The organism is Pseudomonas sp. Root329 (genome assembly GCF_001424925.1).
Classification (GTDB): Bacteria; Pseudomonadota; Gammaproteobacteria; order Pseudomonadales; family Pseudomonadaceae; genus Aquipseudomonas; species Aquipseudomonas arabinosi.
Map to the genome: position 1 here is coordinate 23322 of NZ_LMCV01000018.1, position 24875 is coordinate 48196.

Sequence of the window (24875 nt, forward strand, 5' to 3'; positions counted from 1 at the left end):
GCGAAGAGGGAGTGTCAGTCGACCTCAATGTTGACTGACCCACCGCTTTCGCGAGCAAGCCCGCTCCCACAGGTTTCGGGGCCGACGCTGGATTTTGCGGAAGTCAGCTTGACGCTGGGCCGCACGACGATTCTCGACAACGTCACGTTTCAGGTCCAGCCCGGCAGCGTGCATGCGCTGGTCGGCCCCAACGGCGGCGGCAAGAGTTCGCTGATCAAGACTCTGCTCGGGCAGATGCCGCATCAGGGTCGCTTGAGTCTGCAATGGCCCGGCACACCGGGGACCATCGGCTACGTGCCTCAAGCCCTGGAATTCGATCGCGGTTTGCCGATGACCGTCGACGATTTCATGGCCGCGATGTGCCAGCGGCGCCCGGCGTTCCTCGGTTTGAGCAAGCATTACGCCGCAGCGATTGGCGAAGCGCTGGAGCGGGTCGGCATGCAGGACAAACGCAAGCGGCGCATGGGTGCGTTGTCCGGCGGTGAGCGTCAGCGTGTGTTGCTGGCTCAAGGGTTGATTCCGGTGCCGCAATTGTTGGTATTGGATGAACCGATGTCGGCTTTGGATGAGGCGGGAATTCAGGTGTTCGAACGGCTGCTTGGCGACTGGCGCCAGAGCGGCATCACCGTGCTGTGGATCGAGCATGATCTGGAAGCCGTGGGTCGTCTGGCGGATCGGGTCACCGGGCTCAATCGCCGGGTACTGTTCGATGCCACGCCGAAACAGGCGCTGACCCCGGAACGCCTGCTGAACCTGTTCTCGACCCATCCACGGAGCGCTGCCTGATGAGTTACGAAGCCTTTCGTTTGATGGTTCAGGGCTGGGCCTCGTCGGGTTATCTGCCCGAGGCGCTGGCCTATGGATTTGTGGTCAACGCGTTGCTCGCCGGCTTGCTGATCGGCCCGGTGCTGGGCGGTTTGGGCACGTTGGTGGTGGTCAAGCGCTTCGCTTTTTTCTCCGAAGCGGTGGGCCACGCGGCGCTGACCGGCGTGGCCATCGGCATTCTGCTGGGCGAACCGTACACCGGGCCTTACGGCAGTCTGTTCGGCTACTGCTTGTTGTTCGGCATTTTGCTGAACTACCTGCGCAACCGCACGGGTCTGGCGCCGGATACCTTGATCGGCGTGTTTCTGTCGGTGTCGTTGGCGCTGGGTGCCAGTCTGCTGCTGATTCTGGCGGGCAAGATCAACGTGCACATCCTCGAAAACGTGTTGTTCGGTTCGGTGTTGACCGTCAACGGCAATGACCTGCTGGTGTTGGCCATCGTCGGTTCGCTGGTCATGGCGCTGGCCTTGCCGCTGTACAACCGCATCATGCTCGCCAGTTTCAATCCGCAACTGGCGGCGGTCCGTGGTGTGGCGGTGAAGACCCTGGATTATCTGTTTGTGATTCTGGTGACCCTGATCACCGTGGCGGCGGTGAAAGTCATCGGCGCGATTCTGGTCGGTGCTCTGCTGGTGATTCCAGCGGCGGCGGCGCGATTGCTGAGTCAGTCGCTGAAGGGTTTCTTCTGGTGCTCGGTGCTGATTGCCACGGTCAGCACGTTGTGCGGGATCCTTGCACCGATTGTCTTCGACCTGCCTATTCCGTCCGGCGCCGCGATCATTCTGGTGGCCGGTATCGCCTTCGCTTTCGCCGCCATTGCGCGTGGCGTTGTCCCCAGCCTGAAAGGGAATCTCGGATAAATGTCTTTCTCTCTGCGTCAACTGACCCTGGCCGTAGCCCTGTGCGGGCTGGTCAACACAACCTTTGCAGCTGACAGCGCCAAACCGCTGCGCGTGCTGGCGTCCTTGCCGATCACTTATGGTCTGGGTGAAGTCTTGCTCAAAGGCACCGACGTCAACCTTGAACGTGCCGCACCGGCGAACCTGCCCGGTAGCCGTCAGACTGCGTACTTCACAGGTCGTGGCGCTCCGGCGCTGGCCAAACTGGCGACCGACGCCGATGCAGTGATTGGTCTGCGTTCGCTGTGGGCGGATGATCCGCTGTACCCAATCTCCCGGCGCAGCAACATCCGCATCGTCGAGGTCGACGCCGCCCGCCCGGTGGACGGCGCCCTGCCCGGCATCGCCGTGCAGCCTGGCAACAAGGTTGATGGGTTGAACAGTCAGCCGTGGTTTTCCAGCAACAATATGGGACGGATGGCGGACGTGATGGCGGCGGACCTGGTGCGTCTGGCGCCCGAGGCCAAGCCGAAGATAGAGGCCAACCTGGCGGCGCTCAAACAGCGCTTGCTCAAGTTCAGCGCCGACAGCGAAGCGCGATTGGCCAATGCCGACAACCTCAGCGTGATGAGCCTGAGTGATCACTTTGGCTATCTGATCGGCGGCCTCAACCTGGAGCTGATCGGCCTCGATGCGCGGCCGGATGCCGAATGGACACCTGAAGCGCTCAAGAAATTGGGCGCGACGCTCAAGGACAATGACGTGGCGGTGGTGTTGCACCACCGGCAGCCGTCGGAGGCGGTGAAAGCGGTGATTGCCGAGGCCGGGAGTCGGTTGGTGGTGTTGAGTGTGGATGCGGCGGATCCGGTGGCCGAGCTGGAGGGGAATGTGGATTTGCTGATCAAGGGGTTGAGCGGGGTGTAGTCAGCTACACCGCGTTATCGTTCTTCGCGAGCAAGCCCGCTCCCACATTGGATTTGTGGCGCGATACAGATCCAATGTGGGAGCGGGCTTGCTCGCGAAGGCGGCCTGACAGGCGACATAAATTCCAGACTAAAAAAAGCCCGCTGACTGTAACCAGTTCAGCGGGCTTCTTTTTGCGAGGTGACTTAATTAGCCACAGCCGCTTGTTCTTCCATTTTCTGCCGCAAGCTCAGTGGACGCATGTCAGTCCAGGTTTCTTCGATGTAAGCCAGGCATTCCTTCTTCAAGCCGCTCTTGCCCACGGTACGCCAGCCTGCAGGCACGGCTTTGTAGTCGGGCCAGATCGAGTACTGCTCTTCGTGGTTGACCACGACCTGAAAGAGGATGTCCTCGCGGTCGAATACTGAAGTCATGGTGTATCTCCATCGCTATAGGGTGGGCTGCACTGCGTGCGCAGCCGTTATGTAGAAGGAACGTGTCAGAGGCTGAAAAATTTAGAGGCTGGTGGTGGCAGCGGCCATGGCCCTGCCGAAAATCTCCGCTACCCGATCGATTTCCGCGGCAGTGATCACCAGCGGCGGCAGGAAACGCACCACGCCGCCATGACGCCCGCCCAGCTCAAGAATCAAGCCGCGCTTGAGGCATTCACGCTGCACCAGCGGCGCCAGACGACCGAAGATCGGCGGATGACCCAAGGCATCCGGCGCGCCCGTCGGATCGACCAATTCGACGCCAAGCATCAAGCCGCGACCGCGAATATCACCCAGTTGCGGGAAGTCCCGTTGCAGGATGCGCAGGTGTTCGCTCAAGCGTTCGCCCATGGCAGTGGCATGTTCGCAGACCTTGTGTTCGGTCAGGTAACGCATCACCGCAGAACCTGCGGCCATGGCCATTTGATTGCCGCGGAAGGTCCCGGCATGGGCGCCCGGCAGCCAGGTGTCGAGCCAGTCGCGATAGACCACCACGGCCAGCGGCAAACTGCCGCCGATGGCTTTGGACATCACCACCACGTCCGGAAGGATCCCGGCGTGTTCGAAGGCAAACATCTTGCCGGTGCGGGCAAAACCGCTCTGAATCTCGTCGACGATCAGCGCCACGCCGGCCTTTTCGGTAATCCGCCGCAGGCCGCGCAGCCAGTCGAGATCGGCCGGGATCACCCCGCCCTCGCCCTGCACCACTTCGACGATCACCGCTGCGGGTAATTGCACGCCGGCTTCTGGATCATTGAGCAGGTTTTCCAGGTAATTCAGGTTGACCTGCACGCCTTGCGCGCCGCCGAGCCCGAACGGGCAGCGGTAATCGTAGGGATACGGCATGAACTGCACGCCGCTGCTGAGCAAAGCGCCCAAAGGCTTTTTCGGCCCCAGACTGCCCATCAGGCTCAGCGCGCCTTGGCTCATGCCGTGATAACCGCCCTGAAACGACAGCACGGTGCTGCGTCCGGTGGCGGTGCGCACCAGTTTCAGCGCGGCTTCCACCGCGTCGGTGCCGGTCGGGCCACAGAACTGGATCTTGGCTTCAGCGGCCAATGCCTGTGGCAATAGACCAAACAGGTCCTGGACGAATTGATCCTTGACCGGGGTGGTCAGGTCGAGGGTGTGCAGCGGCAGTTCATCGGTCAGCACTTGCTGGATCGCTTCGATCACCACCGGATGGTTATGCCCAAGGGCCAACGTCCCTGCGCCAGCCAGGCAGTCGATGAAACGGCGGCCTTCGACGTCTTCGACATAAATGCCCTTGGCACGTTTGAGGGCCAGGGGAATGCGTCGCGGGTAGCTGCGGGCATTCGATTCCTGCTGGTTCTGACGGGCCAGCAGCGGCGATTCGTTGAACTGATAAAGCGTCTCGGTCGGCACCGGAGTGATCCGGGCCGACTGATCTTCCATAAGGCTGGTAGCGACTGACATCTCTCGACCCCTCAATAAGGTTTTCCTGTTCTGGAAACGCATCAGGGCGCCGAGGATTTAGACCCTCGATCAGCTTTCTATGAAGGGGGTGGCAGCACTTTGTGCATGGGAATCGCATGGAGCCCGGCCACGGCGAAGGTTTCGGCGCAAGGCTGGTAACCCAGATGACGGTAAAACGCTTCACTGGTGCGGGTGCTGTTGAGTCGTACCTGGCGCAAACCCTGATCGGTCAGCCAGCCTTCGAGGTCGCGCACCAGCGCTTGCCCGGCCCCGCGACGAAACCATTCCGGTTGCACGTAACAAAACGCGACCTTGCCGCTGATCGCAGCCATCGCGACGCCGACCGGTTTGTCGTGCAACAGGGCGATGCTCAGGTACAACCGCTCGTCGGTCAGCCAGGGCTGCACGTGTTCGATGGTTTTGTTGTGGGTCCAGGTGGCGACGGTGAGCGGATCGTTGCGATGATCGAGCGCGCAACCCACGCGAATGGAGCGCTCGACGATCCGACTGATGATGCCGGCGTCGGCGGGGGTTGCCTTGCAGATTTGTATGGGGGCATCCATGGCGCTGTTACCTCAATCCATTGAGAAAAAGCTGCCGGGGACGATAGCGCCGGTGGTGGCTCGAATGCCAATGGAGAGGAGTTACATTTGATGTGCGACGCAGAACCAGAGTGGGAGCGGGCTTGCTCGCGAAGGCGGACTTACAGCCAACATCATCGTTGAATATTAAACCGCTTTCGCGAGCAAGCCCGCTCCCACATTTGCTCTGCGGTGCTTGTTAGACCGGTTGCAACGGCATGGTCAGTTCGACTCGCAACCCGTCCGGCCGGCTGTCGAAATGCAGGGTGCAACCACAGCGCTGGACGATTGCCTGAACAATCGCCAGACCCAGGCCGCAGCCGGTGCTCTGGCCGTTGCGCCAGAAGCGTTGGGTCAGGTGTTGCAGATCGTCTTCGGCAATCCCCGGGCCGTGGTCGCGGACCAAAAACTGCACGCGGTTGCCGGTGGTTTCCAGGCTCAGCTCCACCGCGCCGTCGCCCGGGGTATGACGCAGGGCGTTATCCAACAGGTTGCGCAGCGCGGCAATCGACAGCACCGCGGGCATTTGCACCGGGGCGTGAGAGATTTTCGACGGCATTTGAAATTTGATCCGCTGACGATCACCACTGGCGGCGTCCTGAATCGCCAGTTTCGCCACCTGCTCGGCGCTGCATTGCACGCCGTCATCGAACGACAGACTGCCCTCGACCCGCGCCAGCAACAGCAATTGTTCAAGGGTCCGGTGCAGGCGATCGGCGCCCTCTTCGGCCCGGGCCAGGGATTGATCCCGGGCCGCGCCGTCGGTCATGCGCGCCACTTGCAGGTGGGTCTTGATCGCTGTTAGAGGGCTGCGCAATTCATGGGCGGCGTCACCGGTCAGACGGCGTTCCCGTTCGATGGTCTTGCCGATCCGTTGGAACAGCTGATTCTGGGTGTCCAGCAACGGTTGCAGCTCGCTGGGCAACGGCTGGATCTGCAGCGGTTCCAGGGAGTCGGCGCTGCGGCGCATCAAGGCATCGCGCATGCGGTTGAGCGGCGCCAGCCCCTGGCCGATCCCCAGCCAGAGCAGACACAGGCAACCGAGCAAGGCCACGCCCACCGGCACCGAAGCCGCCAGCAGGATCGACATGTTCAAGGCCTCACGCTCGATCTGCCGGTCGGCGGTGGTGATGCGCACGTCGCCGCGGGCCAGGGTGAAACTGCGCCACGGCGCACCGTCGATCATCTGGTCGTGGAAGCCCATTTTCTCGGCTTCCAGGGTTTGTTGCGGATCGGTGTGACTGCGGGCGAGGATTTCGCCGCGCAATGAACTGACCTGGCAGGCCATGCCACCGGGGAGGCTCAGTTGTTCAGCGCTGAAATGGGTGCCCTCGCCCTTGCTCGGTAATGGCGGCAGTTGCTCCATCAGGCCGGCGACCATGCGTGCCGACGCCACCAGCCGCTGGTCGAGGGAAAACATCATCTGATTGCGCAGGTCGCTGAGCATCCAGGCCGCAGCCAAGGCCCAGATCAGGGCAAAAGCGGCGCCGAGTGTCAGGCTCAGGCGCAAACGCAGACTCATCACTTTTTCAATTCCTCTCCACCATCGGCCGGCCCCAGGCGATAGCCCAGGCCGCGCACCGTCTCGACAATGCCATTGCCGAGTTTGCGCCGCAGGTGATGGATGTGCACGTTGAGGGCGTTGCTTTCAAGTTCGTCGTTGAAACCGTAGACGCTGTCTTTGAGTTGCTCGGTGGACAGCACCCGGCCCCGGTTATGCAGTAAGGCCTGCAACAGCGACTGCTCACGACGGGAAAGGTCCACCGGCTGGCCGCCGAGCATGGTTTCGCGGCTGCTTGGGTCGTAGGTCAGGCGACCGTGTTCGATCAGGTTGACGCTGCGTCCGGCCACTCGTCGTAGCAGCGTGTGCAGACGCGCCGCCAGTTCGCGCAGGTCGAACGGCTTGAGCAGGTAATCGTCGGCGCCGGCTTGCAAGCCATCAACACGGTCGGTGACTGAATCCCGGGCGGTGAGGATCAACACCGGGATTTCCAGACCGCTATGTCGCAACTGCTGCAATAGCTTCAAGCCATCCTCATCGGGAAGACCAAGGTCGAGCACCATCACATCGAACTCGGCGACCTTGAGCATCGCCCGGGCAGACGATGCGGTGGCGACATGCTCTACCGTCAGGCCCTGAGCGGTGAGGCCGGCGACAATGCCGCTGGCGATCAACTCGTCGTCTTCGCAAACCAGTACGTGCATGGTGAGACCTGTTGAAAAAAGGTGATTAGGCCGGCGGCCGATTAAGCGGACATTATGCCGCAAGCGCCATTGCCACAAGGCCACTGTGGTTAATCATCGGTTAATCGCCGCCTCCCATCCTGCACCTCACTTGCACAGGGATAAGGCTTACCCATGCGTCGACTGTTTCTATTTTTTGTTCTCTTGATCTCGGGTGTGGCCCAGGCCGGGACCAATCCGTTCGAGACCAAACCTGAATTTTTGCCTGTGGAAAAGGCATTCGTTTTCACTTCCGAACGCCTTGAATCGGGCGAAACACAGCTCTACTGGCAGATCACCGACGGGTATTACCTTTATCAGAAACGCCTGAAATTCGATGGTTTGCCCGCTGAGCACCATCCCGTATTACCTGAAGGCGAAGCGCACAGCGATGAGTTTTTTGGCGATCAGCAAGTTTATCGCCAAGGTCTGGAACTGAAGATTCCGGCAGGTGCGACCGGCCAGATCAAGGTCGGCTTCCAGGGCTGTGCCGATGCCGGGTTGTGTTACCCGCCGCAAACTCAGGTCGTGGATCTGGGCGGCAACGCGGCCACTTCTGCGACAAACGAGGCGCCGGATCAAGCCTTGGCCAGCGGATTGCAACAGCGCGCCTTGGGCTGGAGTTTGCTGGTGTTCTTTGGCTTGGGCCTGTTGCTCGCTTTCACCCCTTGCTCGTTGCCCATGCTGCCGATTCTCGCCGGATTGATTGTCGGCAGTGGCGCGACGCCTAAACGTGGTTTCTCTCTCGCCACCAGTTATGTAATCAGCATGGCGCTGGTGTATGCCGCGATGGGCGTGCTGGCCGCGCTGCTCGGGGCGAATCTGCAGGCGTTGTTGCAGAACCCCTGGTTGCTGGGCAGTTTCGCGGCGGTGTTTGTGTTGCTGGCGTTGCCGATGTTCGGCTTCTTCGAGTTGCAACTGCCGGTGGCCGTGCGTGATCGATTGGAAAATGTCTCGCGCAGTCAGCGCGGCGGCAGCCTGTTCGGCGCCGGTGTGTTGGGGGCCTTGTCCGGTTTGCTGGTGGGTCCGTGCATGACCGCCCCGCTGGCGGGCGCCTTGCTCTACATCGCGCAAAGCGGCAATGCGCTGCATGGCGGGCTGATTCTGTTCGCCATGGGCATCGGCATCGGTGTGCCGCTGCTGTTGTTGGTCACCGTCGGCAATCGATTCCTGCCCAAACCCGGCGCCTGGATGAACTTGCTTAAGGGCATATTCGGCTTCCTGTTCCTCGCCACCGCGTTGCTGATGCTACGCCCGGTACTGGATGAATCACTGTGGATTGGTTTGTGCGGTGCGTTGCTGCTGATTGCCGCGTACAGCGCCTGGAAGCAGTCGGAAGGTTTCAGTCGCGTCGCCCATGTGTTCGGCGCCAGCTCACTATTGCTGGGTGTGTGGGGCAGCTTACTGCTGATCGGTGCTGCCGGCGGCAGTGATGACTTGGTGAAGCCTTTGCAGGTCTACAGCGCTGCAAACTCGAGCAGCGCCGCAAACCCGGGCGGGCACGACGCATTCACCACGATCAAGGACCCGGCAGCTCTGCAACGGGAACTCGACGCGGCACAGGCTCAAGGCCAATGGGTGCTGCTGGACTACTACGCCGACTGGTGCGTGTCGTGCAAGGTCATGGAAAAACAGGTGTTCGGCAAAACTCATGTACTGCAAGCCTTGAGCGATGTGCGCTTGCTACGGCTGGACGTCACCGCCGACAATGCCGCCAGCCGCGAACTGCTCGGCCGTTATAAAGTGCCGGGGCCACCGAGCCTGCTGTGGATCGGCGCCGACGGCATCGAGCGTCGCAGCCTGCGCATCATCGGCGAAGTCGATGCCGACACTTTCCTGCAACGCTGGACCACCACCCGAGACGCCCGTTAATGCTGACCTTTACCCTCGGCACTTTTGCCATCGCGCTCAATCACCTGCTGCTGATCAGTGCCCTGGCGCTGGCGACTTTCGTCGGCTGGCGGGTGGCCAAGCGCGGCGGCGAGAATCCGGAGTCGGTGCTGTTCAGCCTGTTCCTGCTGGGCATGCTGGCCGCCCGGGTCAGTTTCGTGGCCGTTTACTGGACCCATTATCGCGATGACCCCTGGCAGATCATCGACCTGCGCGACGGCGGTTTCCTCGCCTGGCCGGGCGTAATCGCACTGCTGCTTGCCGCGTTGTATCGAGGCTGGCGTCGCCCGGGCTTGCGCCGGCCGTTGGGCTTTGGCGTGGCCAGCGGCCTGGCGTTCTGGCTGCTGGCGACCTTCTCCCTGACTATTTACGAACAAGGTACGCGCCTGCCGGAAATTACCCTGCGCAATGCCGCCGGTGAAACCGTGCAACTGGCCGATTACAAGGGCGGCCCGTTGGTGATCAATCTCTGGGCCACCTGGTGTCCGCCGTGCCGCCGGGAAATGCCGGTGCTGGAAAACGCCCAACAACACCGTCCGGACCTGACGTTCCTGTTCGTCAATCAGGCTGAAAGCATGCAAAGCGTCAGTACTTTTCTGGAAACCCAGGGCCTGAGCCTGTCCAACGTGCTGTTCGACGGCAGTGGCCGATTGGGCCAGGCCGTCGGCTCCATGGCGTTGCCGACGACGCTGTTCTATAGCCCCGACGGTCGCCTGCTGGGCAGCCATCTGGGTGAGCTGTCGGAAGCCAGCCTGGCCCGCGCCCTGGAAAACTTCGACACCCCGAATCCTGCCGTACCGGCCACCTCTTCAAGGAAATTGCCATGCCCCGCCTCCGCCACCTGCTGACGTTGACCCTGGGCGCTGCCCTGCTGCATCTGCCGTCGGTGCAGGCCGCCGAAGAATTGCCCGAAGCGATCAAGAAAATCGAAGCCAAGGGCGCGAAAATCGTCGGCCAATTCGACGCTCCCGACGGCTTGCGCGGTTATGCGGCGCAGTACCAGAACCGTGGCATAGCGTTGTACCTGACCCCGGATGGCAAGCACGTGCTGCTCGGCAATCTGTACGACGCCGACGGCAACGACTTGAGCAGCGCGCCGTTGCAGAAGCTGGTTTACGCACCGATGGCCAAGGAAGTCTGGGGCAAGATGGAAGCCAGCAACTGGATCGCCGACGGGAAGAAAGATGCACCGCGGATCGTGTACCTGTTCAGCGATCCGAACTGCCCTTATTGCAACGTGTTCTGGGAACAGGCGCGGCCATGGGTCAAGGCGGGCAAGGTGCAGTTGCGGCACATCATGGTCGGCATCATTCGCGAAGACAGTCCGGGCAAATCGGCAGCACTGCTGGCCGCCAAGGATCCGCAGAAAGCGCTGGAAGACCATGAAAAGGCAGGCAAGAACAGCTCGCTAAAAGCCCTGAAAAACGTGCCCCCGGCGATTCAGGCGAAGCTGGCGGCCAACATGCAGTTGATGGAAGACCTGGAACTGCAGGCCACCCCGGCGATTTTCTACATGGACGACAAGGGCGAGCTGCAACAACAGCAAGGTGCGCCGTCGCCGGAAAAGTTGGCGCAAATTCTCGGGCCGAAATAGTTCTTTCTGATAGGGCGTTGGTGAATTCACTGACGTCTTCGCGAGCAAGCCCGCTCCCACATTAGTCCTGCGAACACAGATCAAATGTGGGAGCGGGCTTGCTCGCGAAGAACGATTACCCGGTTTTGCGGGTTCTCTCACTTAAAAACTTCAGCAGTGCGTCGGTGACAAACTGCGGGTTTTCCAGATTGGAGATATGCCCCGCCTCCGGCACCAGCAGATACGGGCAACCGATCAACTCGGCCATCTCCCTTGTCTCCGATGGCGGCCGCGGTTTGTCCTGATCGCCACACATCAGCAGCGTGGTGTCAGGATCCAACTCGCCCAGACGCGGCAACAGATCATCCCGCCCAAACGTAATCCGCCCCATCGGCACAATGCTTTGACGCAAACGGTCGGCCGGCAGTGCGGCCAGTTTGGCGCGGAAGTCCTGATACAGCGCCGACTGTGGATCGATGCCCGGACGGAAGAAGATCGGCACGACGATATCGAGCAACTGCGGCGCAATCACGCCGGTGTCTTCGATCTGTTTGAACAGCGAGAAATAGTACTGGCGAGTCGGTTCCGGCTCGACGCCGACGTAGGTGTCCATCAGCACCAGACCGTTGATCCGCTGCGGCGCCGACAGCGCCAGACGCACGCCCCACATGCCGCCGACCGAGAGACCGACCAGCGTGACACGGTCGATGTCCAGGTGATCAAGCAGCGCCAGTGCCTGGCGCGCAATGTCATCCAGCGACTGTGTGCACTCGGGTAGCGGCCCGGATTCACCGTGGCCCCAGAGGTCCAGAGCGATCACCCGGTATTGCTGCGACAGGGCGGCGATCTGCGGCGCCCACATGGCCTGGTCCCACAGATAACTGCCGGCCAGCAGAACGGCAGGGCCAGTGCCTTGATCAATGTAGTGAAGGGGTTGTCCATCTATTGTTGCGAAGGGCATCGTTTGTCTCCTCTCCAAAATGGCACAGGCAGACTGTGCCGGTGTCGTTCCACAGTCAACCTGCCAAAGATCAAAAGATCGCAGGCTTCGCCAGCTCCTACAGGGGTCTAAGTACACCCGTAGGAGCTGCCGCAGGCTGCGATCTTTTGACTTTAAAGCCCCTCCAGCTCCGCCATCAGATCATTGAGGCGATCCACCTTCTCCTCGGTGATATCACTCGCCGCCAACCCATCGATGTACTCGGCCAACTCCGCCACCGTGCTGCATTCAAACATCGCCCGCAGCGGCACATCACGTTGCAGGGCTTTCTGCACCCGCGAAGCGATCTGCGTCGCCAGCAATGAATGCCCGCCCAGCTCGAAGAAGTTGTCGCGAATCCCCACCTTATCGACCTTCAGCACCTCGGCCCAGATATCCGCCAGCGTCTGCTCCAGTTCATTGCGCGGTGCCTGATAGTCCTGACTCTGCAACTGACCGATTTCCAGCACCGGCAAAGCCTTGCGATCAAGCTTGCCGTTGGCGTTGAGCGGCATCCGATCGAGCCACAACCAGTGCAGCGGCACCATGTATTCCGGCAGTTCGGCGCGCAGGCGTTGCTTGATGCGTTCCAATCGCTCGGTTGGATTGATCAAAGCATCAGCCGCTACCAAATAGCCGACCAGATGTTTGCCGTTCACGCCGTCCTGTACACCGACCGCCGCTTCGCGCACTTCCGGTTGCTCATGCAGACGCGCTTCGATTTCACCCAGCTCAATGCGGTAGCCGCGGATCTTCACTTGATGGTCGATCCGCCCGACGTATTCCACCACGCCGTCACTGCGACGACGGGCCAGATCGCCGGTGCGATACAGACGATCACCCGGTTTACCAAACGGGTTCGGGACAAACACTTGAGCGGTGCGCAACGGATCACTGATGTAGCCACGGCCGACACCGGTACCCGCGACGCACAACTCACCCACCGCACCCAACGGCACCAGTTCCAGCGCACCATCAAGCAAGTACAAGCGGTTGTTGTCGGTCGGCGTACCAATCGGCAGGTAGCTGCCGCGCGTCGACGCCATGTCGACGCGGAAGAACGCCACGTCATCCGAGCACTCCGCCGGCCCGTAAGCATTCACCAACCCGATCTCCGGGTAGCGCAGCAGCCACTGGTGCGCCAGCTCCGGCGGCATTGCCTCACCGGTCGGCAGCATCCAGCGCAGGCCGTCGAGGCTCATGCGTTCCTGGGCGAGCATGCCCTGAATCAGCGACGGCACGCTTTCCAGCACGGTGATGCCCTGGGCCGCCACATGCGCCAGCAACCCTTGCGGATCATGGGCGATGGTGTTCGGCACGATGTCCACTCGAGCGCCGAACAGCGGTGCGGCGAGGAACTGCCAGACCGAAATGTCGAAACTTTGCGAGGCGGTCTGAGCGATCACATCGGCATCGCTCAAGTTCAGGTAAGGCACCTTGCTCAACTGGTTATTGAGCATGCCGCGTTGTTCGACCATCACGCCTTTCGGCAGGCCGGTCGAACCCGAGGTATAGATCACGTAGGCAAGGTTGTTCGGGCCGCTGTAGATGCCCGGATTCGCAACCGAAATTTCGCTCGCCTGCACCTCTTCCCAGACCAACAACTTCGGCCGGTTGGCGCAACCGAACTCATCCAGCAGCGCCAGCGCTTGCTCGCGGCAGGCCTGAGAACACACCAGCAACGGCGTGCGGCTCAGGTCGATGATCCGGCTCAGACGCTGACTCGGCAGCCCCGGATCCAGCGGCAAATAACCCGCGCCAGCCTTGAAGCTGCCGATGATCATGCCCAGCAGATCGAGGTTACGTTCAGCCAGCAACGCCACCGGTTGATCCAGCCTCACGCCTGCAGCGATCAAGGCGTGACCGAGACGGTTACTGCGCTCATTCAGCTCAAGGTAGCTGTGCTGCTGACCCAGGCAACTGGCGGCAATGCGCTGTGGATGCGCGGCAACCTGCGCTTCAAACAATGAGACATAACTCTGCTCCAGCGGGTAATCGTGTTCGCTCTGGTTGCAGCCATGAATCAGGAAGTTTTGCTCCTCGGCACCCAGCAACGGCAGATCGGCCATGTCGCCGTGGAAACCTTCGACCAGCGCCAACAGCAAACGCTTGAACTCGCCGAGCATGCGCTCGACGGTCGACTCATCGAAATAACGCTGGTCGTAAGACAGGTGCAAGCCCAGGTCATCGCCCGGGTAGCAGACCGCCGTCAGCGGGAAGTTGGTGTGGGTGCGGCCCGAATCCGAGGTCGCGTTGAGGCTTTGCGCACGGTCCAGCACCGAGACTTCCACCGGGGCGTTTTCGAACACGAACAGGCTGTCGAACAACGGCTGGCCCTTGGGCAGTTCGCTGTTTTCCTGAATGCTCACCAGCGGCAGGTATTCGTACTCGCGCAGTTGCATGTTGCTGTCGAGCAAACCGCTCAACCATTGACGAACGCTGCAGCGCTGATGGTCTTCCGGCATTTTCACCCGCAGCGCGATGCTATTGATGAACAGCCCGACGGTACGCTGCATCTCCGGCATGTCCACCGGACGCCCGGCCACCGTGACACCAAACAGCACGTCGCGATCACCGCTCAAACGGCGCAGCACCAGCGCCCACGCCGCTTGGGCAAAGGTGTTGATGGTCAGCTGATGAGCTTGAGCCAGTTCGCGCAGTTGCACACCGTCACGGGCATCGAGCCGTGTGTAGCGGTCGCCGACGATCATGCCGCCACTTTCGCCGGCATGTTCGTGCAGGAACGGCCGGTCGCTCGGAATCGGCGTGGTCCGCTCGAAGCCTTGCAGGTTGGTTTTCCACCACTGCCGCGCCTCGGCCAGGCTCTGGCGTTGCAGCCAGCCGATGTAGTCGCGATAACGCGGCGGCACGGCCAGTTGCACCTCTCGACCTTCGTCCAGAGCGGTGTAGATTTCGAAGAAATCGCTCATCAGCAGCGAACGGCACCAGGCATCGATGAGGATGTGGTGGTTGCTCATCATGAACCAGTAGCGTGCCGCGCCGACCTTGATCAGGCGCAGGTGGAACGGTGCCTGATTGAGCAGATCGAACCCGGCCTCGCGCTCGCTTTTGAGCAGCGCCTGCAACTTCGGCTCTTGCTCGGTTTCGGCGATTGCCGTCCAGTCCAGATACTCGATCGGCGTGCTGCCCGGCTTGTGGATAACTTGCAGCATGTCTTCGCCGACGTTCCAGCAGAACGATGCGCGCAGGGCTTCGTGACGGGCGATCACCGCTTGCCAGGCCTGGTCGAAACGCTGCGGATCCAGTTCGCTGTTGATGCGGTAGCGATCCTGCATGTAGTAGAGGCCGGTGCCCGGTTCCAGCAAGGTGTGCAGCAGCATGCCTTCCTGCATCGGGGTCAGCGGGTAGACGTCTTCGATGGCGGCGGCCGGGATGGGCAACGCGTCGAGTTGCGGCTGGGTCAGTTTCGCCAACGGGAAGTCCGACGGCGTCAGGCCTCCCGCATCGTCGTGCAGGCAATGCTCGATAAGGCTCTGCAATTCGCCGAGGTAGGCGTCCGCCAGGTCTGTGATGGTCTGCAGATCGTGGCGTTCGGCGCTGAAGGTCCAACGCAGCACCAGCTCACCACCATAGACCTGACTGTCGACGCTCAGCTCATTGGGCAGCGGCGCGCGAGGATCATGGGCCGCGCCGACCGCTTCATCGAGAGGACGGAACAAGGCGTCCGCGCCGAAGCTCTGGTCGAACTGACCGAGGTAGTTGAAGGTGATCGGCGCCCCCGGCAAGGCAGCCATGGTCTGCCGGCTCGAGTCATCGGCGAGATAACGCAACACGCCATAACCCAGACCTTTGTGCGGCACCGCGCGTAGTTGTTCCTTGATCGCCTTGATCGAGGCGCCCTGCTCGTCCGCTGGCATCAGCCGCAGTGGATAGGCACTGGTGAACCAGCCGACGGTGCGGGTCAGGTCGATCTCGTCGAACAGCGTTTCGCGGCCGTGACCTTCGAGTTGAATCAGCGCCGATTCGTGACCGCTCCAGCGGCACAGCACACGGGCCAATGCGGTCAGCAGCAAGTCATTGACCTGAGTGCGATAGGCACTCGGTGCCTGTTGCAGCAGTTGGCGAGTGCGCTCGACATCGAGGCGCACGCTGACGGTTTGTGCATGGCGATTCTGCCGGCCACCCTCGGGGCGATCACACGGCAATTCAGCGCTTTCACCGGCCAGCTGCGACTGCCACCAGCCCAGTTCTTCACGCAAGGATTCGCTACCGGCATACGCCTGCAAGCGTGCGGCCCAGTCCTTGAAGGCACTGGTTTTCGCCGGCAGTTTTGCCAACTGTCCCGCGTCCAGTTGGCGATACACCGTTTGCAAATCGTCCAGCAACACCCGCCACGAAACCCCATCCACGACCAAGTGGTGAATGGCGATGAACAGCCGCTGTTGCCCCTCGGGACCATCGACCAGCAGCGCGCGCATCAGCGGCCCGTCCTCAAGGTCGAGGCTGCGCTGGGCATCGGCGAACAGTGCCGCGCATTTGTCCATGGACGAAACGCGTACTTGCCACAGCACCGGCGCGTCGGAAACCGTTTGGTGCTCGGCCTGCCATTGCCCTGCAATTTCAGAGAAGCGCAAACGCAAGGCGTCGTGCTGTTCGATCACAGCCAGCAGCGCTTGCTCCAGACGATGGGGCTCCAGCGCCACGGTCGGTTCCAGCAGCAACGCCTGGTTCCAGTGTTGGCGCTGGGGGATGTCGGTGTCGAAGAACCAGTGCTGGATCGGCGTCAGGCGCGATTCGCCGGTCAGCAAACCTTGTTCAGCGGTGACCTGCTCGGTGCGGGTCGCCACGGCAGCCAGGGTCTGCACGGTCTGGTGCTGGAACAGGTCACGCGGGCTGAAGTGAATGCCCTGCTGCCGCGCACGGCTGACCACCTGGATCGACAGAATCGAATCGCCGCCCAGTTCGAAGAAGTTGTCGTTGAGGCCGACCTGTAGAACGTTCAGCACTTCGCACCAGATAGCGGCCAGCGTCAGTTCAAGCGCGTTGCTCGGCGCCACGTACTGCTGACGGTTCAACTCCGGATCCGGCGCCGGCAATGCGCGGCGGTCGAGTTTGCCGTTGGCGGTCAGCGGCATGCTGGCCAGCAGGATCAAATGCGTTGGCACCATGTAATCCGGCAACTGGGATTTGAGGTGCGCCTTCAACGCCTCACGCAGTGTGTGTTGTTGCGCTTCGTCTTGCTCGGTGACTTCAGTCACCAAATAGCCGACCAGTTGTTTGCCGCTCGGGGCATCCAGCGCCAGCACCACGGCTTCACGGACGGAGTCGTGTTCCAGCAGACGGGTTTCGATTTCGCCCAACTCGATGCGGAAACCACGAATCTTCACTTGATGGTCAATACGCCCGAGGTATTCCACCAGACCGTCGGCGCGCTGACGCACCAGATCGCCGGTGCGGTACAGACGCCCGCCAGTGGCGGCGAACGGATCAGCCACAAACCGTTCGGCGGTCATCCCCGCACGCTGGTGATAACCCTGCGCCAGACCAGCGCCGCCGACGTACAACTCGCCGGTCGCGCCTTGCGGCACCAGTGCCAGATCGGCATCGAGGATGTAGGCCACGCGTGCACCGATCACACTGCCGATCGGTACGCTGCCGAGGCCTTCTTCCAATTGCTCAGGCGCCAGACTGGCCAGGGGCATGACCACGGTTTCGGTCGGGCCGTAGGCGTTGAAAAACAGGCTCGGCTTGAATGCCGCGCGAATTCGCGCCAGATGCTCGCCGGTCAGCGCTTCACCACCGGTGATGCACATGCGCACCGGCAGGATTTCGCCCTGAGTCGCCAGCCACTGCGCCAATTGGCTGCCGTAGCTCGGGGTGAAGCCGAGAATGTTGATGTTGTGACGGCGAATCAGCCCGCAGATTTCTTCCGCGTCCCACTGGCCCTGTGCTCGCAACACAACCTGAGCACCACTCAACAACGGCACCAGCAAACGCTCGGTCGCGGCGTCGAAGTTGATGGAATAGAAGTGCAGCTCGCAATCGTCCGGGCGCATGCCGAAGCGTTCAATGACCGCTTGGCAGTGCATGGCGATTTCACCGTGGGACACCACCACGCCTTTCGGTTTGCCGGTAGAGCCTGAGGTGTAAATCAGGTACGCCTGATGCTGCGGCAGGCTGATGAACGGCAGCTCAGTGGCCGGGTAGTTGGCCAGTTCTGCTGCGTCTTCTTCCAGACACCAACGCGCAACGGTCGATGGCAATTCACCGAGCGCCTTGAACATCGCCGCATCGCTGAGCAGCAAACCGATGCCGCTGTCTTCGATCATGTAGTGCAAACGGTCCAGCGGGTATTCCGGGTCCAGCGGCACGTAGGCGCCGCCCGCCTTGAGGATCGCCAACAGGCCGACGACCATGTCCAGCGAACGCTCAAGCGCCAGACCCACCCGAACCTGCGGCCCCACGCCCCGCTCGCGGAGCATCCAGGCCAGGCGATTGGCGCGGCTGTCGAGCTCGGCGTAGCTCAGGGTTTGCCCGGCGAAGGTCAGTGCCGGCGCGTCTTTACGCGCCAGCGCCTGCTCGCTGAAGAGGTGATGAATGCACTGGTCGAGTCGGTGTTCACCCGGTTCGACTCCGAGGCTGTCGAGCAGGTTTTGCTGTTCGGTGGCTTCCAGCAGCGGCAGCTCACTGAGGCGCTGTTGCGGATCGGCCAGCAGCGCTTCCAGCAGGTTGCGCCAATGCCCGGCCATCCGAGCGATGCGCGGCTCATCGAACAGATCGGTGCTGTAGGTCAGACAGCAGCCCAGGCGATGGTCGAGGTCGGTGACTTCCAGGTTGAGGTCGAACTTGGTGGCGCGGGCATCGTTGGCCAGGTATTCGACGGTCATGCCGGCGAGTGTGCGGCTCTGCTGGAATTCCCAGCGCTGCACGTTGCACATCACCTGGAACAATGGGTTGTAGGCGGCGCTGCGCGGTAGCTGCAAGGCTTCCACCAAGTGATCGAACGGCAGGTCTTGATGGGACTGGCCTTCGATCACGGTGTGGCGAACCTGCTCGAACAATTCGCCGACGGACATCTGCCCGTCGAGCTGGCAACGCAGGACTTGGGTGTTGAGGAACGCACCGATCAGCCCTTCGCTTTCCGGACGAATCCGGTTGGCCACCGGCGCGCCGATGCGCAAATCGGTCTGGCCACTGTAGCGGTAAAGCAGCACGGCCAGCGCGGCGGTCATGGTCATGAACAGGGTCAGACCGTTTTGAGCATTGAAGGCACGAACGCGCGCGGCAAGAGTATCGCTCAGGTCGAAACGGAACAGTTCACCCTGATGGCTTTGCACCGGCGGACGCGGACGGTCGCCCGGCAACTCCAGCAGCGGATGTTCGCGGCCCAGTTGCGCGGTCCAGTAATCGAGTTGGCGCTGACGTTCGCCGGACTCCAGCCACTGGCGCTGCCAGACGCTGTAATCCAGGTATTGCACTGGCAGCGGTTGCAGCGGCGATTCACGGTCATCGACGAAGGCCTCGTAAAGCGCGCTCAGTTCCCGGGCGAAGATGTCCATCGCCCAACCTTCGGTGACGATGTGGTGCAGGGTCAGCACCAGATAATGTTCGTGCTCGGCGGTCTTGACCATGCAGGCGCGCAGCAGCGGTCCGGTTTCCAGATCGAAAGGTTTATGCGCCTCGTCGTCGGCCAGTTGCTGGACGCGTTGTTCGCGGTTATCAGCGTCGAGCGCGGAGAAGTCCTTCCAGTCCATGCGCATCCCGGTGTCCGGGTGAACCCGTTGCCGGGCCACGCCATCGATGCTCGGGAACGTGGTGCGCAGGGTTTCATGACGCATGATCAGTGCGTGCAGCGCGGCTTCGAAGCGCCCGACATCAAGCACCCCGCGCAACCGCGCCATGCCGCCAACGTTGTAGGCCGGGCTGTCCGGCTCCATCTGCCAGAGGAACCACATGCGCTGCTGGGAATAGGACAACGGCACCGGTTGGCTGCGGTCGACTTTCTCGATCGGCGGCTGCTGGTTGGTTTTGCCGCTGGCCTGGATCAGTTGAACCTGTTCGGCAAACGCGCCCAGTTCACTGTTTTCGAACAGCGCGCGCAGCGGCAATTCGACGTCGCAGGCCTGACGGGTGCGGGAAATGATTTGCGTGGCCAGCAAGGAATGGCCGCCGAGGGCGAAGAAATCGTCACGCAGGCCGATCTGTGCTTGGCCCAGCACTTCGCGCCAGATGCCGGCGATTTGTTGCTCGAGGGCAGTGACCGGCTCGACGTGTTCGCGCACTTGCCATTGCGGTTCCGGCAATGCTCGACGATCGAGTTTGCCGCTTGGGCTCAGGGGCATTTCGTCCAGACGCATGAGTTGCGCTGGAACCATGTATTCCGGCAACTCGGCGGCCAGCGCAGCGTTCAGGCGTGCGGTTTGAGCATCAACATCTTCTGTGGAATCGGTTGCGGTGTAGTAACCGATCAACTGCCCGCCGGCCGCCGTTTCGCGCACCAGCACCACGGCTTGAGCGACGCCGTCCTGAGCCAGCAATCGTGCTTCGATTTCTTCCGGTTCAACGCGGAAGCCACGCAGTTTGACCTGCTGATCGAGTCGGCCGAGGTATTCGATCACGCCATCGGCGGTCCAGCGTGCGCGGTCACCGGTGCGGTACAAACGCGCGCCCTGCTCTCCCAGCGGATCGACGACGAAGCGTTCAGCGGTCAGACCCGGACGACCCAAATAGCCACGGGCCAGACCGATGCCGCTGATGCACAGTTCGCCCGGCACACCGGCCGGAACGGGATTGAGTGCCTCATCGAGCACGCGGCACAGCACATTGCCCAGCGGACGACCAATCGGCGAGCGTTCTCCATCGGCGGTTGTGCAGTGCCAATGAGTGACGTTGATCGCGGTTTCGGTCGGGCCGTAGCGGTTGTGCAATTGCACGGCGGGCAGTTGTTCCAGCACGCGGTTGCGCAGTTCGGCGGGCAAGGCTTCGCCGCCGGAGAAAACGCGGCGCAGGCTGGTGCATTCGGCGGTCAGCGGTTCGTCGATGAATAACGAAAGCAGCGGCGGTACGAAGTGCAGCGTGGTCACGCCGAATTGCTGAACCAGTTGCGCGATGCGGTGCGGATCGCGGTGTTCACCCGGCCCGGCGAGCAGAAGACGGCATCCGGTAATCAGTGGCCAGAAGCACTCCCACACCGACACGTCAAAACTGATCGGTGCCTTTTGCATGAGCACGTCGGTGTCGTTCAGGCGATAGGTGTTCTGCATCCATTGCAGGCGCTCGGCGAGGGCTGCGTGGGTGTTGCCGACGCCCTTCGGCTGGCCGGTGGAGCCGGAGGTATAAATCACGTACGCCAGGTTGTCGCCGTGCAAGTGCAGACCCGGTGCATGGCTCGGCCAGCTCTCCAGATGCAAGGCGTCCATGGCGATCATGCTGACGCCATCGGTGGCCGGCAAGCGCTCGAGTAATTGGGTTTGGGTCAGCAGCAATTCGACACCACTGTCGCTGAGCATGTAAGCCAGGCGCTCGGCCGGGTAATCCGGGTCCAGCGGCACATAGGCGCCACCGGCCTTGATGATCGCCAGCAGACCGATCAGTAACTGCGGCGAACGCTCGGCGGCGATGGCCACGCAGACGTCCGGGCCGACACCTTTGTCGCGCAGGTAATGGGCCAGGCGATTGGATTGGGTGTGCAGTTCGGCGAAGTCCATGGCGCCGCCGTCCCACATCAGCGCGGTGCGCTCCGGGGTCAGGCGAGCTTGTTGGTTGAGCAGTTCTGGCAGCCAAACGCTGGCCGGCGTACACGGTTCGGCGCTCCACGATGCTTGCTGATCGAGCTCGGGCGGGGTCAGCAGTTGCAGGTCGCCAATGGCGGTTTTCGGTTGTTCGCAAACGGCTCGCAGCAGGTTGCTGAAATGCTCGGCCAGACGCTCGATGGTCGCGGCGTCGAACAGCTCGCTGGAGTAGTCGAAGGAGAGGCTCAGGCGACCATTTCTGTCTTCCTCGCTATGCAATTGCAGGTCAAACTTGGCTTCGCGGCTATGCCAAGGCAGCTCTTCGGCCAGCAGCCCAGGCAGGCGGCGCAATGCGCTCAAATCCCGTTGCTGGTGGTTGAACATGACCTGGAACAAACCTTGTTCGCGGGCTTGCGGGAAGGCTTCGAGCAATTGTTCGAACGGCAGGTCCTGATGCGCTTGTGCGCCCAACGCGGCCTGACGGGTTTGCGCCAGCAGCTCCACGAATGGCAACTGCGAATCCAACTCGGCGCGCAGCACCTGAGTGTTGATGAAGAAGCCGATCAACCCTTGGGTTTCCAGACGCGGACGGTTGGCGTTGGGCACGCCGATGCGGATGTCGCGCTGGCCGCTGTAGCGGTGCAGCAGGCTCTGGAACGCGGCGAGCAACAGCATGAAGGAGGTGGATTCATAGGCCTGGGCGGTCTGGCGAATCGCATCGCTCAGGGTCGCGCCCAACCGTACGGTGTGGCGCGCGGCGCTGTGAAGGTGGTGCGCCGAGCGCGGATGGTCAGTGGCCAGGCTCAGGGTTGGATGCTCATCGCCCAATTGCGCTTTCCAGTAAGTCAGCTGACGCTCGCCCTCCCCTTGCGCCAGCCATTGGCGCTGCCAGCTGCCGTAGTCAGCGTACTGGGTCGGCAATGCCGGAAGCGTTGCCTTTTGTCCTTGGGACGCTGCGGCATACAGGCGCGAGAACTCGTCGATCAGCACGTTCAGCGACCAACCATCGGCGATGATGTGATGCAGCGTCACCAACAGTTGATGGTCCTCTTCATCAAGGCGCACCAGGGTCACCCACAGCAGCGGGCCTTTCTCCAGATCGAATTGAGTACGGGCTTCGTCCTCACGAATTTGCTGCGCACGGACTTCACGCTCGGCCACCGGCAGGTCGCTGATGTCGATGAGTTGCAGATTGAATTCGCTCGCTGCATCGACCTGTTGCAGCGCCACACCATCACGTTCGAAGAACCGCGTACGCAGGGATTCATGGCGTTCGATCAACTGTTGGAAACTGGCGCGCAACGCGTCTTCATCCAGTTCGCCGCGCAGGCGCAAGGCGCCAGGAATGTTGTAGGCGCTGCTCTGCGGGTCGAGTTGCCAGGTGATCCACAGACGGTTTTGCGCCAGCGATTGCGGCATGGCTTCGGTGCGCGACAACGGGGTGATTGCGCCTTGGGCGAGTCCGCCGTCCTGCTGTTGTTGAGCGACTGCGACGGCAAACGCGCCAAGGGTCGGCGCTTCGAACAGCAGGCGCAGGTTCAGCTCCAGACCGAGTGCTTCGCGCAGACGTGCGACCACCTGGGTGGCGGCGATGGAGTTGCCACCGAGCAGGAAGAAGTGGTCGTCGACGCTGATCTGTTTGACGCTCAGTTGCTCGCACCAGATCTGGCCGATCAGGGTTTGCAGTTCGGAACCTGATTCAGTCGCGGATTTACTTTCGATGTCTGCCGACGGGAACAGCGCATAGCTGTCGAGGCTGCCGTCCGCCAGACGATTGCGGCAAGCCGAGCGTTGCAACTTGCCGCTGGAGGTCTTGGGCAACGCGCCCGGATTGAGCAGCACCACCACGCTTGGCGTTTCCTGATACGACTCGGCCACGGCTTGGCGGATGGCTTTGATCAACGCGTCGGGCGGGAGGATCTTTTGCACGCTGCGACTGATTTCCGCCGCAATGCCGATGCCTTCCTGACCCTCGATGTTCACGGCGAACGCGGCGACACGACCTTTGCGCACCACCTCCACTTCGCGTTCGATGGTTTGCTCGATGTCCTGCGGATAAAGGTTGTGGCCACGGACGATCAACATGTCTTTCAGGCGCCCGGTGATGAACAGTTCGCCGCCGCGCATAAAACCCAGGTCGCCGGTACGCAGCCAGGTACGACCAGCGTGCTGAACGAAGGTTTTGGCGCTGGCCTCCGGGTTGCGCCAGTAGCCGTGGGCGATGCTTGGCCCGGCGGCCCAGACTTCGCCGACCGTGTTGTCAGCCAACTCGTTAAGGGCTGTTGGATCGACAATCAGCACCGCGTGATCCGGCTGACTGATGCCGCAACTCATGATCGCGCTGCCCTCGCCTGGCTCGGCACGGTTTTGTGCCAGGGCCTGATCGTCCACACGCAGGTTGCCAATGCCCTGACCGCGAGGGCTGCCGGCCACGAACAGCGTCGCTTCGGCCAACCCGTAGGACGCCATGAAACTGTCTTGGGTGAAGCCGCAGGCCGCGAATTTCTCGGCGAAGCGTTCCAGCGTATCGAGGCGAATCGGTTCGGAACCGGAATACGCCACGCGCCAGCCACTCAGGTCGAGGCGTTCCAGCGCCGATTCACTGACCCGCTCACAGCACAACCGATAGGCAAAGTCCGGCCCGCCGCTGATGGTGCCGCCGTACTCGCTGATCGCTTCCAGCCAGCGCAACGGCCGGCCGAGGAAATACGCCGGCGACATCAACACGCACGGCACACCGCTGAAAATCGGCTGCAACAGACCGCCAATCAGGCCCATGTCGTGGTACAGCGGCAGCCAGCTGACGATCACATCGTCGGGATTCAGATCAATGCCGAAGCCGTGGCGAATCAGCAGTTCATTGGCCACCAGGTTGCCGTGGCTGACTTGCACTCCTTTAGGCAATGCGGTGGAGCCCGAGGTGTATTGCAGGAACGCGATGTGGTCGTCTGCAAGGTTCGGCGCCACCCAACGTTCGGCCAACGCACTGTCGAGCGTATCGACACACAGCAACGGCGGCGCGCCCTCAATTTGCTGCAACGCATCGCGCAGACCGGCGCTGGTCAGCAGCAGACGCGGTTCGGCATCGCTGATGATCGACAGCAGACGCTCCTGGTGATGACGACGCGCCGACTCCGGCGGATAGGCCGGCACCGCGATCACACCGGCGTACAGGCAGCCGAAGAACGCCGCGACGTAATCCGGGCCGCTGGGGAACAGCAGCACCGCGCGATCGCCAAACGCAGCCTCGGCCTGCAACGCGCCGGCAATGGTCCGCGCCCGCTGATCCAGCTCGCGATAACTGAGCACCACAGCCTGATCCTCGGTTTCGGCGAGAAAACGCAAGGCCACCCGGTCCGGCGTCAGGGCCGCACGGCGCTGAAGGGCTTGGACCAGTGTGCTGGGGAGTTCGAACGCGTCGGTCATGAGGTTTCCTGCCTGA

The 24875-nt window shown here is 61.9% G+C and carries 13 protein-coding genes; 6 read left to right on the top strand and 7 right to left on the bottom strand.

Features of this window, described 5'->3' with window-relative positions; genetic code table 11:
* The first annotated feature begins 27 nt into the window (after positions 1 to 27).
* The 3 genes from ASC74_RS16025 to ASC74_RS16035 are packed head-to-tail and all read left to right on the top strand — an operon-like array spanning position 28 to position 2588.
* Positions 28 to 786 carry a metal ABC transporter ATP-binding protein gene (locus ASC74_RS16025; protein WP_162247446.1) on the top strand — a complete coding sequence of 253 codons (759 nt, stop codon included), beginning with the start codon at positions 28 to 30 and terminating at the stop codon, positions 784 to 786.
* A complete protein-coding gene (locus ASC74_RS16030; protein WP_056742375.1) occupies positions 786 to 1685 on the top strand; it encodes a metal ABC transporter permease in 900 nt (299 codons plus the stop codon). The genes ASC74_RS16025 and ASC74_RS16030 overlap by 1 nt, the downstream gene beginning before the upstream one ends.
* A complete protein-coding gene (locus ASC74_RS16035; protein ID WP_056742377.1) occupies positions 1686 to 2588 on the top strand; it encodes a metal ABC transporter substrate-binding protein in 903 nt (300 codons plus the stop codon). It abuts the gene before it with no gap.
* Between the two features lie 185 nt (positions 2589 to 2773).
* Here ASC74_RS16035 and ASC74_RS16040 read toward each other — a convergent pair whose 3' ends face one another.
* The 5 genes from ASC74_RS16040 to ASC74_RS16060 all read right to left on the bottom strand — a co-directional run bounded on the left by ASC74_RS16040 (position 2774) and on the right by ASC74_RS16060 (position 7281).
* Complete coding sequence (locus ASC74_RS16040; RefSeq protein WP_046049211.1) at positions 2774 to 3001, bottom strand: MbtH family protein; 228 nt, start codon at positions 2999 to 3001, stop codon at positions 2774 to 2776.
* 81 nt (positions 3002 to 3082) lie between these two features.
* The gene (locus ASC74_RS16045) at positions 3083 to 4495 is read right to left on the bottom strand and encodes an aspartate aminotransferase family protein (protein WP_056742378.1); all 1413 of its coding nucleotides are present in this window, start codon (positions 4493 to 4495) and stop codon (positions 3083 to 3085) included.
* Positions 4496 to 4572: 77 nt separating this feature from the next.
* Entirely contained in the window at positions 4573 to 5058 is a 486-nt protein-coding gene (locus ASC74_RS16050; protein ID WP_056742380.1) for a GNAT family N-acetyltransferase, read from the bottom strand.
* Between the two features lie 217 nt (positions 5059 to 5275).
* Complete coding sequence (locus ASC74_RS16055; protein WP_046049208.1) at positions 5276 to 6601, bottom strand: ATP-binding protein; 1326 nt, start codon at positions 6599 to 6601, stop codon at positions 5276 to 5278.
* A complete protein-coding gene (locus ASC74_RS16060) occupies positions 6598 to 7281 on the bottom strand; it encodes a response regulator (protein WP_046049207.1) in 684 nt (227 codons plus the stop codon). The genes ASC74_RS16055 and ASC74_RS16060 overlap by 4 nt, the downstream gene beginning before the upstream one ends.
* Before the next feature lie 153 nt (positions 7282 to 7434).
* On the opposite strand from ASC74_RS16060, the gene dsbD reads away from it, so the two are divergent.
* The 3 genes from dsbD to dsbG are packed head-to-tail and all read left to right on the top strand — an operon-like array spanning position 7435 to position 10783.
* Positions 7435 to 9171, top strand: coding sequence for a protein-disulfide reductase DsbD (gene dsbD, locus ASC74_RS16065; RefSeq protein WP_056742382.1), 1737 nt, complete (start codon positions 7435 to 7437; stop codon positions 9169 to 9171).
* On the top strand, positions 9171 to 10037 hold the full coding sequence (locus ASC74_RS16070) for a TlpA disulfide reductase family protein (protein WP_056742384.1): 867 nt from the start codon (positions 9171 to 9173) through the stop codon (positions 10035 to 10037). Before dsbD ends, ASC74_RS16070 begins: the two co-directional genes overlap by 1 nt.
* Positions 10013 to 10783: a thiol:disulfide interchange protein DsbG gene (dsbG, locus tag ASC74_RS16075; protein ID WP_056742385.1), complete on the top strand. Its 771-nt coding sequence runs from the start codon at positions 10013 to 10015 to the stop codon at positions 10781 to 10783. The genes ASC74_RS16070 and dsbG overlap by 25 nt, the downstream gene beginning before the upstream one ends.
* Before the next feature lie 115 nt (positions 10784 to 10898).
* On the opposite strand, the gene ASC74_RS16080 is transcribed toward dsbG, so the two are convergent.
* A complete protein-coding gene (locus tag ASC74_RS16080) occupies positions 10899 to 11723 on the bottom strand; it encodes an alpha/beta fold hydrolase (protein ID WP_056742388.1) in 825 nt (274 codons plus the stop codon).
* A 152-nt stretch (positions 11724 to 11875) separates the two neighbouring features.
* Positions 11876 to 24859 (bottom strand): non-ribosomal peptide synthetase, encoded by a 12984-nt coding sequence (locus ASC74_RS16085; protein WP_056742390.1) that lies wholly within the window; start codon positions 24857 to 24859, stop codon positions 11876 to 11878.
* Positions 24860 to 24875: the final 16 nt, after the last annotated feature.